Origin of the sequence: Nitratidesulfovibrio sp. (assembly GCF_040373385.1) — a bacterium.
Classification (GTDB): domain Bacteria; phylum Desulfobacterota; class Desulfovibrionia; order Desulfovibrionales; family Desulfovibrionaceae; genus Cupidesulfovibrio.
This window is the reverse complement of sequence record NZ_JBDXXH010000005.1, coordinates 149,755-167,764: the sequence shown is the minus strand read 5'-3', so window position 1 is coordinate 167,764 and position 18,010 is coordinate 149,755. Positions and strand designations below refer to the sequence as shown.

The following is an 18,010-nucleotide window of genomic DNA, read 5'->3' as shown; positions in this document are numbered from 1 at the left end:
TGGCGGCGATGGCTGCGGAACGGCGCGGAGTGGTCGGCAGATGTACCGGGCGGTACAGGCCGGGACTGGCCCGGGACTGGCCAGAACTGGGCCGCACGAGGCCGCGCGGGATGACCGGGCCGCGACATGGAACCAGCATAGCAGGGTTGCGCAGCAATGACAGCAGGGAAGGCGGGGCGGGGGTGAAATGACTGGGGGGCGAGGGCTGGGGGGCGGGACGATTGGGGACGAAGCGGCAGGGCGGCAGGCAACTGCGCGGGCGTGACGGGTCGGGCGGGACCGGGACGGGGCCGGGACAGGAGGAACGCTAGCGGAATGGACCGCAGGCACATCCGGGCAGGGTAAAGCAGGACGGGAACGATGCCGGGAAACCGCCCCCCCGAACATCCCCTGACGCCCCTACCCCGCCGCCTCCCACGCGGCGGCCTGCTCGCGCTCTTCCGGCGTCAGCAGGTCCAGCCAGCGGCGGCGGAATTCCATGTAATGGTTGATGCGCAGGTCCTTCCACAGCGCGGGCCTGGTGTCCCACGGCTTGGGGCCGTGAAAGTGCACGATGCGCGCCCGCGTCAGCGCGTCGGCCCGGTAGGGTGGGCAGTTCCACGAAGGGTCCAGCTTGGTCACCCGCTTGCCGAAGAAGTAGTTCAGCAGCGACTGGTCCAGGTTGCCGATGCGGTGCAGGTTCTGCACGCAGAAGGCCAGAAAGTTGTGGATGTGGTCGTGCCGCCGCAACCGGGCAAGGTTGAACAGCACCACCCCGCTGCTGAAGGTCCAGATGGGAAAGGGCAGCGGCACCACGTAGCGGCGCCCCCGCCATTCGTAGTCCAGCTGTTCGTGGACGTGGTGGAAAGGGGCCGTGGCCTCGCGGGCCATGGCCATGTACTGCGGACGGATGTGCTCTGCCCCGCCGGACGAGGCATCGCCCCCCCCGGCTCCCAGGATCGGCTGGTGGAAGTACACGTCGGCGTCGCAGTACAGCACGTACTCGTCGTCGGCCAATTCCGGCAGCAGGGCCAGCTCCAGCTTCAGGAATGCGCCGATGCAGCGGTGGAACTGCGGCGGGGCGTTGTGCACGCCAATGACCGGGGTGTGCCGGGCAAGCTGCACGCCCTCGGCGCGCACCGCATCCATGACCGCCGGGTTGCTGCCGCCGTACACGCACACGCAGGGGGCCGCATCGCCATGCAGGCGCCGCAGCGAACGCACGGCGGCACGCATCATGAGCAGGTAGCGGGGGTTGTCGTCGATGCAGAAGACGATCTTCATGCGGCAGGGGTCCGGCGTGCGGGTGCGTGGGGAATGGGGGTCTGCCCCCGCTCGTAGCCCATTTCCGGTGGCAAGGCCAGCGTGCGCGGGCGCGCGGCGGGGCTGGGGCGCAACATCGGGGGGCGAAATCCGGGACGAAATCAGGGGGCGCAGCCCGGTGCGGGGTTGCCCGGCGGGATTCTCCGGGGCAACGTGTCCGGCGGAACTGCCTGGGCCAGCGTGTTCAGCAAGAACCAACCGGCGGGATTACCCGGCCCCAGTTGTCCGGCGTGAATTGTCCGGCGCCTGCTATCCGGCCCGAGCTAGCTGGCCCGAGCTAGCTGGTCTGTCCGCCCGGCTCGTCCGAACCATCCCCCCCGCCCGATTCGCCAACGGGAAAGGGACCGGGCCACGGTTCCGGCTGGGCGTCGTACGACCACGCCGGGGGTTCGGCATGGCCGCCCCGCGCGGGGCGCCCCGCGCCACGGCCCTGTTCGGCCAGGCTGCGGCGCAGCAGCTTTACCCACACCTCGCCGGTGCCCGCGTGGAACAGCAGCTTGCGGCCACGCTCGCCCAGCACATGTTCGCCGGACACCACCAGCCCACGGGCGCGCAGCAGGTCGCGGGCCACCTGCACGTTGCGGCCGCCCACATCCACCAGCGAACGCACCAGTGATTTTTCTTCGGTGTTCATGCTGAACGCGCCGCCAAACAGCTTGGTTTCGATCTCCAGAATCGGCACGCCCTTGCGCAGAAAATGGTTCAGCACCGCTTCCACGGCGGTATCCACGTATTTGCACGGATTACAGTCGTGGTCGCGGCTGCCTTCCGCCGTGGGCAGCATGGCATGAAAGATACCCGCAAGCCCCGTGGAACGGTGAAAGAACGTGACGGACACGCACGACCCGAGCACCGTGGCGATGATGGCCGGGCGCCGCGCCACGATGCCCTCGCCGATGCGCAGGTGCAGGTGGCGCAGCCGCTCTTCCGCCAGCTCGCGCGGCATGACTGCCGGGACAGGACATGACCTGCGCCCGTGCAGGGTATCTTCGGTGCCGTTACGCATCAAGGCCCCCCTGTGCAGCCCGCCGGGCCGCACGCATCCCCGTTGTTCATTGCCCAAATCAAACGCGAGCGCTCGCGCCGCCAGCCCCCCGACCGACAGCGCAACCGCCCGCATGACGGCGCCTGGCGCGCCGCCCTACCAATGGCGAAAATGCGAAGCCTCTCGCGGCCCCGAACCACTACGGGTTCAGGATATCCTTCAATTCCTTGCCGGCACGGAACACGGGCAGCCGCTTGGGCGGCACCGCCACGGAATCGCCGGTCTTGGGGTTGCGGCCCTTGTAGCCGCGATAGCCCTTGATCTTGAACGAACCGAAGCCGCGAATTTCCACGCGGTCACCTTCCAGCAGCGCATCGCGCACGCAGTCGAAAAAGGTGTTCACCACCACGGTGGCGTCCTCTACAGGCAGTTCGTGCTCCTCGGCAAGCGCTCGTACCAGTTCGCTCTTGTTCACGTGGACCTCCAGTCGGACCCGTCCGTGCGGGGCATGGCGTGTTGGTGCAAACCGCCGCACGCGCCCCGGAACCCCGATGCGGCAGCACCATGTGCGAAACATGTTTTCTGGCGGCATGTTATGCGCGCGTTCGGCACTGTGCCGTCATATTCCGCGCCCCGCCCACGGGAAGGTGCGAGAGCGCCCACGACTGTTGCCGCAGGGTGACACCACTCCCTTCTCCCCAATATTCCATTAATATCCCGTCCCCCATCATGTGACAAGGGGGGTGGGCACATTTCATCGGTACGTGCACAACGCCATGCCGCTGTCAGCGCGCCACGGTCACCCAATCGTCGCTGTCTCCCCCGGCGCCTCCGCCAGTTCCATCAGTCCCGCCAGTCCCGTCGCTGCCGCCTGCTGCACGCCCCTGCACGAAGCGGAACCCTTCCAGCCGCCCATCGGCGGAAAGGCGCGCCCACAACTGAAAGGGCACACCCTCGCCGCGCAGCATGCGCATGAACGGCACGGTGGAGGCAAAGCGCAGGTCGCGGTAGGCGATCACGGGCGCGCCGTTTTCCTGCCGGGTTTCCTGGGTCATGAACATGGCAAAGCGGCCATACACGCGAAACAGTTCCTCGGACTCGGACAGGCGGCGGTACAGCACCGGGTCCGCCTTTTCGAACAGCTCGAAGGCCAGCGGCGCATCCGGGTTCAGCAACTGGTAGCGGGCCATGCCGTAGCGGCGGCCATCATCCACCACCACCTTCCAGTTGAACGGGGCCAGCGCCTCGGGGATCACCGCCACCGACACGGGCGGCACGGGCTGGGCGGCCAGCTTCGTCACCAGGCCGGACTGCACGTGCTGCTGCACGGCCAGCGAGGCACCCGGCCACAGCAGGGTCCAGGCCAGGCCCAGCGCGGCAAAGGTGCGCCGATGCGCCCGGCCCATGGCCGCCACGACGCACGCCAGCATGACCAGGGTCATGATCGGGTCGATGATGAACACGGCGGGCAGGGCCACCCGATACTCCGAAAAGGGCAGGAACACCTGCGTGCCGTAGGTGGTGATGCAGTCCAGAAAGATGTGCAGCAGGATCAGCCCGTACGCCGCCAGGGCGTAGCGGGCATAGCCCCAGGTGTGCACGCCGCCGCTGCCGACGACATCGCGCGGGGCGCGCCGCAGCAGCGGCAGGAACAGCAGCGCCATCAGCAGGGCCATGACCGCGCCGCCCACGAAGGAATGGGTGATGCCCCGGTGCTGGGTCAGGTAGGCCAGCGGCGTCGCGCCGAACAGCACGTCCGCGTCGGGCAGCACCGCGCAGGTCAGGGCAAAGGGCATGAACCAGCGGCTGCGCCGGGTATCGGGCAGGGCCATGGCCACAAGCGCGCCGCTGGCAAGATGGGTTACCGGGTCCATGGGGCGACCTCCGTGGGGAGCATATTGGGGATGCGTGCGTGACACGCGGGGGTGGACGGGACGGAGAGGGGGAAGAGGGAGCACGGACGCAGCGGGATGGCAGGGGGCACGAACCGGGACGGACAAGGGTGAACGGGGGTGAACGGGGGCGAACGGGGGCGAACGGGCTCGGGACGCACTACGCCGGGCAGCCGCCCGCATGGCGGGCCTGAACGCACCGGCGGCAACCGGACAGGGTCTTGCCCCGGATATATCGTCATCGGGACGGCGAATGGCAAGATGGGTGCGCGGGGCCGGACGGGGGGAGGAATGGGACGGAGCAGGGCAGAGCCGGAAGAGAAGGAACGAAAGGGGGGCGCGGCCAGCTTGCGGCCACCGCCCCCTGTCGCCCTTCAGGCGTGGTTGCGCAGCTTCAGCTCCACCGGGTGCGGGTTCAGGTAGAACTGCCCGGCCAGATACGGCTCGCCATACTTGCGCACATAGTGGTTCAGCAGGGTCACCGGCACCACCAGCGGCACCTGCAACTTGCGGTAGCGCTGGATGATCTCCAGTATTTCCAGCTTTTCGTCCGGGGTCAGTACCCGCTTGAAATAGCCCATGCAGTGTTGCAGCACGTTGGCGTGCTTGGCCGTGGTTGCGGGCAGGCGCAGCCCGTCCATCAGGCCGGTCAGGTAGTCGCGGGCCAGGTCCGCCGGGTCGTGGCTGGCCGCATGGGCCACCAGCCTGCCCAACGCGCGGTAGTGCTCCACCGAATGCGACATCAGCAGCAGTTTGTGCCGGGTGTGAAAGTCCACAAGGGCGCCGCGCGTCAGCCCCCCCTCGGCAAGGGCACGCCAGCGGCGCATGACGAACAGCCGTTCGATGAAGTTTTCGCGCAGGCGCGGGTCGTTCAGGCGGCCTTCCTCTTCCGCGGGCAGCAGGGGAAAGCGGTCCATGAACACGCGGGCAAAGATGCCCACGCCCTTTTCCTGCGGCGGTCCCAGATTGATGCGTGCAGTATCGGCGCGGCCCGTACCTTCCGGAACGTCGCGGGGGTCGTGGTCTGCGTACACCTTCACCCGCTCCATGCCGCTGGAGGGCGAGGCCCGCTTGAAGATGAATCCGTCCAGCCGCTCGGCGGCCAACTGTTCCACCCGGCGCAGGGCAAAGGCGCGCATGCGCTCCGTCCAGTCCTCATACCCCTTCACCGTGACCAGGCGGGGATGGGCCGGGGCGCCCACCAGCCGCAGCGCCTCGCGCGGGACGGGCATGCCGCATTCCACCTCCGGACAGACCGGCACGAAATCCATGTACTGGCCAAGGGTGCCGGTAATGTACGGGTCGTGCTTGTGCCCGCCGTCGAAGCGGACCTTGTTGCCCAGAAGGCACGAGCTGATGCCCACCCGCAGCCGGTCATCGCCGCCAGCATCGGCGGGCGCCCCGAAATTCCCTGCCTGGGCGGTCTGGCCTGCCTGGTCGAACTGGCCTGTCTGGCCGGACGGGACTGTCTGGCCGGACTGGCCGGACGGGGCGGACTGGGTGGTTTCTTCCATTGCGCTTTGCCTCCGCGTGGTTATCCTGAACGGGTTGCCGCCTGCGTCCGCGCCGACTTTCTGGCACCGGGAACGGCGGCATTCCGGAACCGGGAAACCGCGCCACATGCACAGCGAGGCCCCGCAGACGACAAGGATAGCCCATGACACACTCGCGCGGCAATGCCGCACCCCACATCGACGTCATCTTCTTCGACTTCAGCGGCGTGCTGGCCGAGGAAGGCTTCATCGAGGGCCTGCGTGCCATCGGCCGCGCCCAGGGCCTGGACCCGGAAGCCACCATGCGCACGGCCACCGACCTGTGCTACGCCACCGGCTACGTCAACGGCCAGACCGACGAGGCCGCGTGGTGGAGCGCCGTGCGCGCGGCCACCGGCATGACCGGCACCGACGCCGCCCTGCGCGCCGAGATCATGAACCGCTTCACCGTGCGCCCGGAAATGCTGTGCGCCGCAGACGCCGTGCGCGCCGCCGGGCTGCGCGCGGCCATCCTGAGCGACCACACCAACTGGCTGGAGGAAATCGACGCGGCGCACGGCGTGTACCGCCACTTCGACCGGGTGTTCAATTCGTTCCGCGAGGGGCTGAACAAGCGCGACCCCGGCTTTTTCACCCATGCCGCGACCATCATGGGCGTGGACCCGGCGCACGCGGCCTTTTTCGACGACAACGCCGGGCACATCGGACGGGCCACCACGCTGGGCATCCATGCCCGGCTGTTCACCGGGCGCGATGCCTTCCGCGCCGATCTCGCCGCACTGGCCCCGCAGGTGGCGCTGCCGGAAGGCTGGCCGGAATGGCGGCCAGCCGAATAGCCGTCAGTCGAACCGGCAATGGCCGGAAAGCGGTCGGCCAGTTACCGCACAACGAGCGGACACCACCCGCGCAAAACTGGTAACGGCGGGGCGCACACCGGCATCGCCCGCGTTCCGTCACCGGGCCATCATCATTTCGCCATGGGCATTGGGCATGGTGCGCACGGCGTTGCCTTTCTCCGCAAAGGCCGCCCACACCCCGGCAGGCAGGCCCGTCCGTGCGCATTCCCCGTCGCCCCCCACCCCCAGTCCGCACCCCCCGCTGCCCGGCGCACGACGGGCCTGCCGCCGCGCGTGTGCACCACCACGCCAAAGATACGGACACGCACCGGACCGCCCTGCACCGGGCCATCCACCAGATGCGCCGGATGACGCGGCGCATCCCCCGCCCTTCACGTGACACGGCGGTGCGGTTCGCACTGGCCGCCCTGCTGCTGACATGCCTTGCCCTGCTGGCCCTGACCGGCAACCTTGCACCCCCCGGGCCGGACCAGGCCCTGGCCCTGCGTGACCGGCTGCTGGATTTGCACGCCCGCCATCCCGTGGCCAGCGTGGCCGCGTATGTCGCGGGGTACGTGGCCATGACCGCCTGCTCCATCCCCGGCGCGGTGTTCCTGACCCTGACCGGCGGGGCCGTGTTCGGCTTCGGCACGGCACTGGCCGCCGTCAGCGCTGCCAGCACCATCGGGGCCTGCCTGGCCTTCCTGAGCTCCCGGCATCTGCTGCGCACCACGGTGCGCCGCCTGTGGCCCCGCCAGTTGGCCCGCATCGACGCGGCCATGGCGGAAGGGGGTGACAACGGCGGCACGGCGACGAACGCGGCAGGGGCCACCGATGAACAATCCCCCGGCTCCAGGCTCTTCTCTCCGGGCGCGCTGTGCCTGCTCGGCCTGCGTTGCGTGGCCGTGATGCCCTACTGGCTGGTGAATCTGCTGTTCGGGGTCACGGCCATGCGCCTTTACACCTTCGCCACGGTCTCGCTGCTCGGCATGTTGCCGCTGAACGCCATCTACGTGCATGCCGGGGCGGAACTGGGGCGCATTCGCCACCTTGGCGACATCATCTCGCTGCGCACCGGCCTTGCCCTGTGCCTGCTGGCCGTGGCGCCCGTGCTGCTGCGCCGGGTGGCGGGCGCGATGGCGGGGCGGCGGCAGGCGGGCAACCGCTGCACGTCGGCACCGGGGCAAACCCGGTAGTCTTGCCCGGCTGCAAAAGCCCGCGTGTCTGCCGCCCATTTCCCGTCACGCGCCTCACGCCTTCCATCCTCTGGCTGAACACCTCCATCACCAGTTGCAGCCCCCCCTGTCTTCCCCGGTTGCCCGCAGGTTGCCAGCGCGGCGGCTTTTGCCTACACTCCCGCCATATTGCCCGCACGCGGGCCGCACAGGCGGCCCCGGCATACCGCAAACCACCGCAACCAACGGCACCCCACATGCGCAAAGCCTCCATCGGCATCACCCCCGAAGGCGTACCGGCCATCGGCCTGTGCGCCCTCGTCACGCTTTCCCTCGCCATGCTCGGCTGCGCCACCGGCAGCTTCGTGTTCATGCTGCTGACCTGGTTCTGCTGCCACTTCTTCCGCGACCCGGAACGGGTCACCCCCACCGCGCCCGGCCTTGCCATCAGCCCCGCCGACGGCAAGGTGGTGCGCGTGCAGACCATGCCCGACCCGTTCACCGGCCAGTCCCGCACGGCAGTGTGCATCTTCATGAACGTGTTCAGCGTGCACGTGAACCGCGCCCCGGTGGCGGGCACCGTGACCGGCATTGCCTATCATCCCGGCAAGTTCCTGAACGCAGCGTGGGACAAGGCGTCCACCGACAACGAGCGCTGCGCCTACCAGATGACCGAGGAAGGCGGCTCCACCTGGACCTTCGTGCAGATCGCGGGGCTGATCGCCCGGCGCATCGTGTGCCGGACCGACGAAGGCGATACGCTGGCCCGTGGCGAGCGCTTCGGCATGATCCGCTTCGGCTCGCGGGTTGACCTTTACCTGCCGGACGACTATTCTCCGGCGGTGAACGTGGGCGAACAGGTGTTCGCCGGGCAGACCATAGTGGCGCGCCGCAACGCCTAACCCCCATCAATTCCTTAGGTTCACATACCGCAGAAAGGCACAGGACAGCCGCAAGGCCATGGAACAGCCCGCCCGCCCGATCCACAAGGGAGTGTACATCCTCCCGAACCTCTTCACCACGGCAAGCCTCTTTGCAGGCTTCCTGGCGATGTTGTGGGCCGTTTCCGGGCGGTACGAAGACTGCGCCATGGCCATTCTGTTCAGCGCCCTCATGGACGGCCTGGACGGCAAGGTGGCCCGCCTCACCAACACCGCCAGCGAATTCGGCGTCCAGTACGATTCGCTGTGCGACCTGGTGGCCTTCGGCGTGGCCCCCGGCTTCATGATGTACCAGTGGCAGCTGCACCAGTACGGGCGCCTCGGCATCGCCGCCGCCTTCCTGTTCGCGGTGTGCGGCGCGTTGCGCCTTGCCCGGTTCAACATCTCCACCGCCACCACCTCCAAGAAGTTCTTCATCGGCCTGCCCATTCCGGCGGCCGGTTGCGCCGTGGCCACGCTGGTGCTGTTCAGCCCCTACGTGCCCGACCAGCTTGCGAACGTTTTCCCGCGCTTCTGCCTTGCGCTCGCCTTCGTGCTCGCCTTCCTCATGGTGAGCCGCGTGCGCTACGCATCCTTCAAGGAATACGGGCTCATCAAGGCCCATCCGTTCAGCTCGATGGTTACCGCCATCCTGCTGTTCGTACTCGTCTCCTCCGAACCCAAGCTCTTGGGTTTCCTGGTGTTTGCGGGCTACCTCATCTCTGGTCCCGTGTACACCTTCGTCATCATTCCCCGCCGTAATCACAAGCTACTACGCAGCCTATCCTAGGGTTGTCGTAGCAGCGCCCCGTACCTCCGTGTCAGGAACGCCCGCCGTTCCCGGGCGGACGTGTACCCTCCTCTCAGCCAGAGTCCCGTCTCCCGGGCCGGCGCGCAGCTAACGAACAGATGCAGCAATCCGTCAGGCGTACACACCGCACGTGACGACCGCGCATCAGCGCCATGGTCCCGCCCCCAACCATCACGGGCACGGACCGCAGCAAGAGGAGCACGAACCATGACCATCGAATCCGGTCGCATCCGCATTTTCGACACCACCCTGCGCGACGGCGAACAGTCGCCCGGCGCCACCATGAACCTTCAGGAAAAGATCCGGCTGGCCCGCCAGTTGGAAACCCTTGGCGTGGACATCATGGAGGCCGGGTTTCCCGCATCCAGCCAGGGCGACTTCGAGGCCGTGCAGGCCATTGCCCGCGCCGTCAGGGGCGTGGAAGTGGCGGGCCTGTGCCGCGCCATGCCCGCCGACATCGACCGCGCCTGGGACGCCGTGAAGGTGGCCGAAAGCCCGCGCATCCACACCTTTCTCGCCACCTCTCCGGTGCACATGCAGTACAAGCTGCGCAAGGAACCGGACCAGGTGGTGGAAATGGCCGTGGCCGCCGTGCGCCACGCCGCCCAATACACCAGCAACGTGGAATTTTCGGCAGAGGACGCCTCGCGCTCCAACCCCGACTTCCTGGTGCGGGTGTTCGAGGCGGTGATCAACGCCGGGGCCACCACCATCAACGTGCCGGACACCGTGGGCTATGCCCAGCCCGAGGAATTCGGGCGGCTCATCAGGTACGTCATCGAAAACACCCCCAACAGCCACAAGGCCGTGTTCAGCGTGCACTGCCACAACGACCTCGGCATGGGCGTGGCCAACACCCTGGCCGCGCTGAAGGCCGGGGCCCGGCAGGCGGAAGTGACCATCAGCGGCATCGGCGAGCGGGCGGGCAACGCCTCGCTTGAAGAGATCGTCATGGCCCTGCACACCCGGCGCGACTTCTACCAGCTGGACTGCGGCGTGGTCACCGAGCAGCTGTTCCCCACCTGCCGCCTGCTGTCCATGATCATCGGCCAGCCCATTCCGCCCAACAAGGCCATCGTGGGCGCCAACGCCTTCGCGCACGAATCGGGCATCCACCAGGACGGCATGCTCAAGAACCGCGAAACGTACGAGATCATGACGCCGGAATCCATCGGCAAGACCAAGACCGACCTCGTCATCGGCAAGCATTCCGGCCGCAACGCCGTGAAGAACAAGCTGGAAGAACTGGGCTACCGGCTGGAGGAAGACCAGCTGGTCACCGTGTTCGAGGCCGTAAAGAAGCTGGCGGACAAGAAGAAGCAGATTTATGACGAGGACATCGAGGCGCTGGTGCTTGAAGAGGTCTACCGCCTGCCCGACCTGTACCGGCTGGTGAACCTTTCCGTGCAGTGCAGCGACACCGGCATGCCCCCCACCGCCGCCGTGGTCATGGACGTCATGGGCGAAGTGAAGCGCGCCGCAGGGTTCGGCGTGGGGCCGGTGGACGCCATCTTCAACGTCATCGGCGAAATCGTGGGCCGCACGCCCAGCCTTGAACGGTATTCGGTCACCGCCATCACCGGCGGCACCGACGCCCAGGGCGAGGTGACCGTGCGCCTGCGGCAGAACGGCAGCAGCGCGGTCGGACGCGGGTCCGACCCCGACATCATACTCGCCAGCGCCCGCGCGTACGTGAACGCGCTGAACCGCCTGGCAAAGAAAGAAGAAGAGCAAGAGAAGGAGGGCATCTAGATGGCACACACGCTTGCGCAGAAGATCCTGCAGGCGCACACCGACGAGGCGATCACCGCCGCGGGGCAAATCGTCCGCTGTCGCGTCTCGCTGGCTCTGGCAAACGACATCACCGCTCCGCTCGCCATCAAGTCCTTCCGGGCCATGGGGGCGAAAAAGGTGTTCGATCGCGACAAGGTGGCGTTGGTCATGGACCACTTCACCCCGCAAAAAGACATCGATTCGGCGCAGCAGGTGAAGCTGACCCGCGAATTCGCCAAGGAAATGGGCGTGACCCACTACTACGAGGGCGGCGACTGCGGCGTGGAACACGCCCTGCTGCCGGAACTGGGGCTGGTCGGCCCCGGTGACGTGGTGGTGGGGGCCGACAGCCACACCTGTACTTACGGAGGCTTAGGCGCTTTCGCCACCGGCCTTGGCTCCACCGACGTTGCCGGGGCCATGGCCCTTGGCGAAACGTGGTTCAAGGTGCCGCCCACCATCCGGGCCACCTTTACCGGCACCCTGCCCAAGTGGGTGGGCGCGAAAGACCTGATCCTGCGTCTTATCGGCGAGATCGGCGTGGACGGCGCGCTGTACCGCGCGCTGGAATTCGACGGCGCCGCCATCGAGGCCCTGTCCGTTGAGGGCCGCATGACCATCGCCAACATGGCCATCGAGGCGGGCGGCAAGGTCGGCCTGTTTGCCGCCGACGCAAAGACCCTTGCCTACACCGCCGCGCGCGGCCGCAAGGACGCCCCCCTGTCCGCCGACCCCGGCGCGGTTTACGAACGCGAACTGACCTTCGACGTGTCCGGCATGGAACCCGTGGTGGCCTGCCCGCACCTGCCCGAAAACGTGAAGCCCGTGGGCGAGGTGAAGGGCGTGACCCTGGACCAGGTGGTCATCGGCTCGTGCACCAACGGCCGCATCAGCGACATGCGCGAGGCGGCGGAAGTGCTGAAGGGCCGCAAGGTGGCCAAGGGCGTGCGCTGCATCGTGCTGCCCGCCACCCCCGGCGTGTGGAAGGAAGCCCTGAAGGAAGGGCTGATCGAAACCTTCATGGAATCGGGCTGCATCGTGGGCCCTGCCACCTGCGGGCCGTGCCTTGGCGGACACATGGGCATTCTGGCCGACGGCGAACGCGCCATCGCCACCACCAACCGCAACTTCCGCGGGCGCATGGGCAGCCTGGAGTCCGAAGTCTACCTGGCAAGCCCGGCAGTTGCCGCCGCGTCCGCCGTGGCGGGCGTCATCGCCCATCCCGGCAGCCTGTAGGCCCCTGTAGACCAAGGACAGTCCCACACGCCACGTATGGAGGTTTACGCACCATGAGTTACACCGGCACCGCCCACAAGGTGGGCGAGCATATCGATACCGACGCCATCATCCCCGCGCGCTTCCTGGTGACCACCGACACCCAGAAGCTGGGCGAAAACTGCATGGCTGGCCTTGAGGAAGGCTGGGTGAAACGGGTGAAGCCCGGCGACGTGATGGTGGCGGGGCGCAACTTCGGTTGCGGCTCGTCGCGCGAACATGCGCCCATCGCCATCCTGGGCGCGGGCATGCCCGTGGTCATCGCGCACAGCTTCGCGCGCATCTTCTACCGCAACTCCTTCAACATGGGGCTGTTGCTGCTGGAAGTGGGCGACGAGGTGGACAAGATCGCCGACGGCGACACCGTGGAAGTGGATGCGGCCAAGGGCCTGATCACCAACCGCACCACCGGGGCCACCATCACCTGCCCGCCGCTGCCTGCGTCGATGCGGGAGTTGCTCGATAAAGGCGGCCTTGTCCCCTACGTCCGCGAGAAGCTTGCCTAGCATTCGGGTCTTTTGCTTTCTGGCTTCGTCAGGCTCGCTCCGTCCGAAGGTCGAGTATGCAAGAATACACTCCCTTCGCCCGGAACTCGCCTTCCTTGCCAGAGAGCAAAATCCCTCGAATGCCCGTTCTGCCAAGCCTGAACAGATGAAGGCATTCAGGCAGAAAGTCGCATTCTGACCATTCCGGCGGCGGGCCGGACCATCGTCCCGCCGCCGCACCACCCATAGCGCGCATCGGTCATCGAGAAAGGATATCCAGATGGACATGAAGATCTGCCTGATGCCGGGCGACGGCATCGGCCCGGAAATCGTGGAACAGGCCGTGAAGGTACTGGACAAGGTGGCCAAAAAGTTCGGCCACACCGTCAGCTACAGTAATGCGCTCATCGGCGGCGCGGCCATCGACGCCACGGGCGGCCCCCTGCCGGACGACACCGTGGCCGCGTGCAAGGCGGCGGACGCCGTGCTGCTGGGCGCCGTGGGCGGCCCCAAGTGGGATACGCTGCCCACTGCCACCCGCCCGGAAAAGGGGCTGCTGGGCATCCGCAAGGCGCTGGGGCTGTTCGCCAACCTGCGCCCGGCCACCCTGCTGCCCGAACTGGCCGGGGCCTGCCTGCTGCGCGCCGACATTGCCGCGCAGGGCCTGGACGTGATGGTGGTGCGCGAACTGACCGGCGGCGTCTACTTCGGCGAGCCGGTGTGCGAAGAAGAGCTGCGCGACGGCCTGCGCACCAGCTACAACACCATGATCTACAATGAAGAAGAAGTGCGCCGCATCGCCCGCGTGGCCTTCGAGGCGGCCCGCAAGCGCAGCAAGAAGGTCTGCTCGGTGGACAAGGCCAACGTGCTGGCCGTGTCGCGCCTGTGGCGCGCCGTGGTCATCGAGGTGGCCAAAGAATACCCCGACGTGGAACTGACCCACATGTACGTGGACAACGCGGCCATGCAGCTGGTGCGCTGGCCCGCCCAGTTCGACGTCATCGTCACCGAGAACCTGTTCGGCGACATCCTGTCCGACGAGGCGGCGGTGATCACCGGGTCCATCGGCATGCTGCCCTCGGCCTCGCTGGGCGCCAGCGGCCCCGGCATCTTCGAGCCGATCCACGGTTCCGCCCCGGACATCGCCGGGCAGAACAAGGCCAACCCCGTGGCCACCATCCTTTCCGTGGCCATGATGCTGCGCCACACCTTCGGCTTGGAGAAGGAAGCCGTGGCCATCGAGCAGGCCGTCAGCGGCGTGCTGCGCGAAGGGTACCGCACCGGCGACATCATGGAAGAAGGCAAGACGCTTGTCGGCACCGTGAGCATGGGGAACCTGGTGACCGAGCGGGTGTAATGTAACCGCGCGCCCCCAAGGCAACTCGGAGAGCTTTGGGGGCGCTCCATTACCCACCACCAATTGCCGTTTGTCCCGCTATGAGATAAAAAGGGGAAATAGAGTTTTGCGAGAACACCGAACCCTGGCTAACGTCTACCCCGGAGCTTAGCATGAAAGATAACGTCGCAGATTCGCTTGAACAATATGGTTTTGCAGTTGTTTCAGACGAAGATGGTATGGAAAGTGTTGCGTATACTGCAACATGCTCTGGCAGCCGGTCTGCCTGTTGTACCAGAACGTGCTCGGCAAACGCAAATTTCACCGAAAATGCAGACGCCTGGGACAGGTATCTTGAAATGAAGGCTGGCCAGGTACAATACTAGATGGTCGGCGACAAGATTTTTGATCCGACCTCTACGCCTGAGCTTCGCGATGGTGTAGAGGTCTTTGTTTTTCCTGACGATACGCAGCAGGATAGCGAAGTACTGTTCCTTTTTCTTTCCAACAGAAGAAAACTCAAAATCAGGTGCCGTAATCACTTCGTAAGACTTCTCGAAGGGCTGGCCCAGTCAAAGCCGCTCCAAGAAGTACTGTCCTACGCTGGATTGGACCTCACCGATGAAACGAAGGCTTTTCTTACCTTCCTTCTTGAAAACAGCATTATCACTGCCAGCGATCCGCTTGCTGGGTCATCCCTCCCCCAAGAATATATCGAGCGCCAAAAACGCCAAATATTCTTTCTGATAGATGTGCTGCGCTCACCCGCAGCCGCCATCGAAACTCAAGAAAAAATATACAATGCTCACATAACAATATTTGGCCTGGGGGCAATTGGCAGCAATATTTTGCTGCAATTGTGCATGCTTGGATTCCGGAACTTTCGCTTGATCGACCACGGAAAAATCGATGCACAAGACATCGCGCGCACGCCCTACGCGCTCTCCGACCAAATCGGCATTCCAAAAACGCTTGCGGCACACAGGCTGGTCGCTGAGCACGCATATGCGCCAAACATTGAAACCATCGAAACTGCCCTCACGACAAAAAGCGACATTGACGTACTTGCCAAAGGTACGACGTTGATTGTCAACACGGCAGACACACCATACATCGGCTACACGAACATCAAGCTTTCACGGTATGCGGTGGCGCACAATATCCCGCTTCTTGCCGCCGGCGGGTTTGATGCCCACCTTGGATCGTTGGGCGAACTCATCATTCCTCACGAGACGCCGTGCGCAGACTGCTATGCCACTTTTTTTGAAGATGCCTTGAAAGATTGGACCCCTGCTCCCCACCCCGTTGCCGACAGAGAGGGATGGTTTGGCGGTCTTGGAGCACTTTCCTCCTTCAGCGCCGCATCATCCACAATCGACATTCTGCGCTATTTCTTCCCACAGTCCACGGCGCCCAACTTCACCGGCGGCAGGGGAGAATTTCTATTCACGGACTATCGGATCGATTCCTTTACAGTAGAACCAAACCCTGCGTGCCCATACTGCGGCGTCAAGTAGCTTCATGAACATCGAGACAACAAGATTCCGGATTCGCCCTTCGGTTTCGTTCATCCCGCCAAAAGAAGATGGACGTTGCCATTTCTTCATTTCCGACACACGGAAAAGTGTCCACTTCATCATTCAACATCAAATTTACATACAGATCATTTCCGCCCTGTCCGGAAACCTTACCACGTCTGAACTCATTCAAAAGCATAGTGTCTCAGCCCCTGAGAAACTCGGCATTTTCAAGCTGTTTGAGACACTCATCAATAAGAGTATCATTGAAGACGCAGACGCCGTCGCAGCCAGGCTGCACCACCCATACCGCAGAGTGCAGAACTTTCTCGGCTCTCTTCTGCCGTATCATGAGGTGGACGACGCATTTGAACGGCTGTCAAATAGTCATGCCGTCATTGTCGGCGCAGGGGGCGTGGGGTCTTGGGTTGCCCTGAACATCGCGCAGCTTGGCGTCAAAAACCTTACATTAATCGACAACGATATCGTTTCTGCACACAACTTGAACAGGTCCTTTTTCAAGAACGAAGATATTGGCAAGAGCAAAGCAATCGCCTTGGCCGACAGCGTACGATCCAGAAATCCGGCATACTACAACACAGCATATTTCTTGCGAAGGATCGAAAAACCCGACCATCTTTCAGACATTATCGAAAACAAGCCCCCTCAAAGCACTGTGGTTATCAGCTGCGCCGACGAGCCTTCCGCCTACGAGGTCGCAGCCGCAGTACACGATGCCGCCTACCCTAAAGATATCCCCTATATTGTTGCTGGCGGATACAATATGCATCTCAGCCTTATTGGTCCGACAGTAATACCGCATACATCACCCTGCCTGCATTGCATCCGTCATGGAATGGATGCAAACAATCCAGAAGACTTAACACGCGCCGTGCGCCTGAATAAAATCCACCGGAACATTGGAAACATTGCCCCTCTTGCGAGCATTTCTGCCTCATTTGTAGCGCATGAATTCTTGAAGATTGTCATACGTAACCCCAAGACCCCTCCTACGATGACTGGCGGCCGAGGTGAATTTAATTTTCACACAAAGCAACTTATACGTGAGGAGTACTCACAATGGACGGATTGCATAAAATGCACGTCAACAAGGCAAATATTTATACAAGGACAACGCTAATAACATCAATTATAATACTTTTCATTTCAGCAGTTCTATACTACTCTTGCTATTCTATACAAAATCCACATGACCCGACAGCATGGTACCAAACAGCAACAACACTACTATCAAGCACACTAACATTAGTTGCAGCCATAACTGCAATAAACGCACATATAACAAAAAAAGAAATCGATAAATACCTAGATAAGGCAGAAAATATATCGGCGCAAATCAAAAAATATAACAAAATAAAGCAAGCAGAATTCTACCTTTTGCCTGATTGCAAAAACTACACATCCGCAATCGAGTGCTATAAAAATGCACTAGACCATGAGCGCGACTACTACATATACACACGCCTCGCAGATACATATTTTCTAAAAGGATGCACTGGCGATACAACGACAACAAATGGCGACATAGCAATAGCGATAGACAATTATGAACTAGCACTCACACTTGACCCACAAGGAGCAGAAGCCCTCTCAGGCCTAGGCCGTGCACTCGCCCACCAAGCTACACTAGGAAGAGGGAAGACAGCAACACCACCGCCAGAAGAAGACTACAACAGCTTCTTACAAGGCGACCATTCACGAATTACACTGTCAAAATCAGAAGTATCGCACACAGAATCAAGTCTTGAAAAACTGAACAAAGCAAAACTTCTATTAGAAAAAGCTATAGCATTAAATGAAAATTATGACTACTACCTTGATATTGCTCAGATACTTTCAGATTTAGGAAATGACGATGAATCACTAGCGTTTTACAAAAAATATCACACTCTCGCACCAACACACGACGAACGCGCCTTCTTATATTGCGCTAAATGGTTCTACATACACCAGAAAACCGCAGCAGACCACAAAGATTTCTCTAACATAATGGGAATTCTCGAAAGATCCACCGCAGCACCACATCTCAATACAAAAAAAGCTTACATACTCCTTCTTTACGCAAAATATCTATCCAAAGACACTCATCATATCACGTTAGAAAGCATCCGAAAGGAATGTAGTATAGGCGCATTCAACGAAACGTTCACTTCCGCCTCCTGACACAACGACGGGGGCGAGAACGTTCG

Annotated in this window: 17 protein-coding genes; 12 read left to right on the top strand and 5 right to left on the bottom strand. The window is 63.3% G+C overall.

All coding sequences use genetic code 11. The annotated features are described in order from the left end of the window. Positions 1-399: 399 nt before the first annotated feature. The 5 genes from ABWO17_RS11005 to ABWO17_RS10985 form a co-directional block, all read right to left on the bottom strand. On the bottom strand, positions 400-1,263 hold the full coding sequence (locus tag ABWO17_RS11005; protein ID WP_353118480.1) for a glycosyltransferase: 864 nt from the start codon (positions 1,261-1,263) through the stop codon (positions 400-402). A gap of 316 nt (positions 1,264-1,579) precedes the next feature. After that, on the bottom strand, positions 1,580-2,308 hold the full coding sequence (locus ABWO17_RS11000) for a chemotaxis protein CheD (protein WP_353118478.1): 729 nt from the start codon (positions 2,306-2,308) through the stop codon (positions 1,580-1,582). Between the two features lie 178 nt (positions 2,309-2,486). Further along, on the bottom strand, positions 2,487-2,762 hold the full coding sequence (locus ABWO17_RS10995) for an HU family DNA-binding protein (protein ID WP_012612903.1): 276 nt from the start codon (positions 2,760-2,762) through the stop codon (positions 2,487-2,489). 310 nt (positions 2,763-3,072) lie between these two features. Further along, the gene (locus ABWO17_RS10990) at positions 3,073-4,161 is read right to left on the bottom strand and encodes a metal-dependent hydrolase (protein ID WP_353118476.1); all 1,089 of its coding nucleotides are present in this window, start codon (positions 4,159-4,161) and stop codon (positions 3,073-3,075) included. Positions 4,162-4,553: 392 nt separating this feature from the next. Then, a complete protein-coding gene (locus tag ABWO17_RS10985; protein ID WP_502914908.1) occupies positions 4,554-5,549 on the bottom strand; it encodes a YbgA family protein in 996 nt (331 codons plus the stop codon). A gap of 287 nt (positions 5,550-5,836) precedes the next feature. Between ABWO17_RS10985 and ABWO17_RS10980 the strand changes: the two genes are divergently transcribed. From ABWO17_RS10980 to ABWO17_RS10925, 12 genes are all read left to right on the top strand, one after another. Further along, positions 5,837-6,508, top strand: a complete 672-nt coding sequence (locus ABWO17_RS10980) for an HAD family hydrolase (protein WP_353118472.1) — start codon at positions 5,837-5,839, stop codon at positions 6,506-6,508. A 407-nt stretch (positions 6,509-6,915) separates the two neighbouring features. Further along, on the top strand, positions 6,916-7,704 hold the full coding sequence (locus ABWO17_RS10975; protein WP_353118470.1) for a TVP38/TMEM64 family protein: 789 nt from the start codon (positions 6,916-6,918) through the stop codon (positions 7,702-7,704). Positions 7,705-7,940: 236 nt separating this feature from the next. Continuing rightward, complete coding sequence (locus ABWO17_RS10970; RefSeq protein WP_353118468.1) at positions 7,941-8,585, top strand: phosphatidylserine decarboxylase family protein; 645 nt, start codon at positions 7,941-7,943, stop codon at positions 8,583-8,585. 58 nt (positions 8,586-8,643) lie between these two features. After that, positions 8,644-9,393 (top strand): CDP-diacylglycerol--serine O-phosphatidyltransferase, encoded by a 750-nt coding sequence (gene pssA, locus ABWO17_RS10965; protein WP_353118466.1) that lies wholly within the window; start codon positions 8,644-8,646, stop codon positions 9,391-9,393. A 228-nt stretch (positions 9,394-9,621) separates the two neighbouring features. Continuing rightward, positions 9,622-11,166: a 2-isopropylmalate synthase gene (locus tag ABWO17_RS10960; protein ID WP_353118464.1), complete on the top strand. Its 1,545-nt coding sequence runs from the start codon at positions 9,622-9,624 to the stop codon at positions 11,164-11,166. Then, positions 11,167-12,423 (top strand): 3-isopropylmalate dehydratase large subunit, encoded by a 1,257-nt coding sequence (leuC, locus tag ABWO17_RS10955; protein ID WP_353118463.1) that lies wholly within the window; start codon positions 11,167-11,169, stop codon positions 12,421-12,423. 53 nt (positions 12,424-12,476) lie between these two features. After that, positions 12,477-12,968, top strand: a complete 492-nt coding sequence (locus ABWO17_RS10950; RefSeq protein ID WP_353118461.1) for a 3-isopropylmalate dehydratase small subunit — start codon at positions 12,477-12,479, stop codon at positions 12,966-12,968. Positions 12,969-13,227: 259 nt separating this feature from the next. Beyond that, the gene (leuB, locus tag ABWO17_RS10945) at positions 13,228-14,304 is read left to right on the top strand and encodes a 3-isopropylmalate dehydrogenase (protein WP_353118459.1); all 1,077 of its coding nucleotides are present in this window, start codon (positions 13,228-13,230) and stop codon (positions 14,302-14,304) included. Positions 14,305-14,456: 152 nt separating this feature from the next. Next, positions 14,457-14,669 (top strand): hypothetical protein, encoded by a 213-nt coding sequence (locus ABWO17_RS10940; protein WP_353118457.1) that lies wholly within the window; start codon positions 14,457-14,459, stop codon positions 14,667-14,669. After that, positions 14,670-15,800: a ThiF family adenylyltransferase gene (locus tag ABWO17_RS10935; RefSeq protein WP_353118455.1), complete on the top strand. Its 1,131-nt coding sequence runs from the start codon at positions 14,670-14,672 to the stop codon at positions 15,798-15,800. A gap of 4 nt (positions 15,801-15,804) precedes the next feature. Next, positions 15,805-16,941 carry a ThiF family adenylyltransferase gene (locus tag ABWO17_RS10930; RefSeq protein WP_353118453.1) on the top strand — a complete coding sequence of 379 codons (1,137 nt, stop codon included), beginning with the start codon at positions 15,805-15,807 and terminating at the stop codon, positions 16,939-16,941. Further along, positions 16,899-17,984 carry a tetratricopeptide repeat protein gene (locus ABWO17_RS10925; RefSeq protein WP_353118451.1) on the top strand — a complete coding sequence of 362 codons (1,086 nt, stop codon included), beginning with the start codon at positions 16,899-16,901 and terminating at the stop codon, positions 17,982-17,984. Before ABWO17_RS10930 ends, ABWO17_RS10925 begins: the two co-directional genes overlap by 43 nt. The last annotated feature ends 26 nt before the right edge of the window (positions 17,985-18,010 follow it).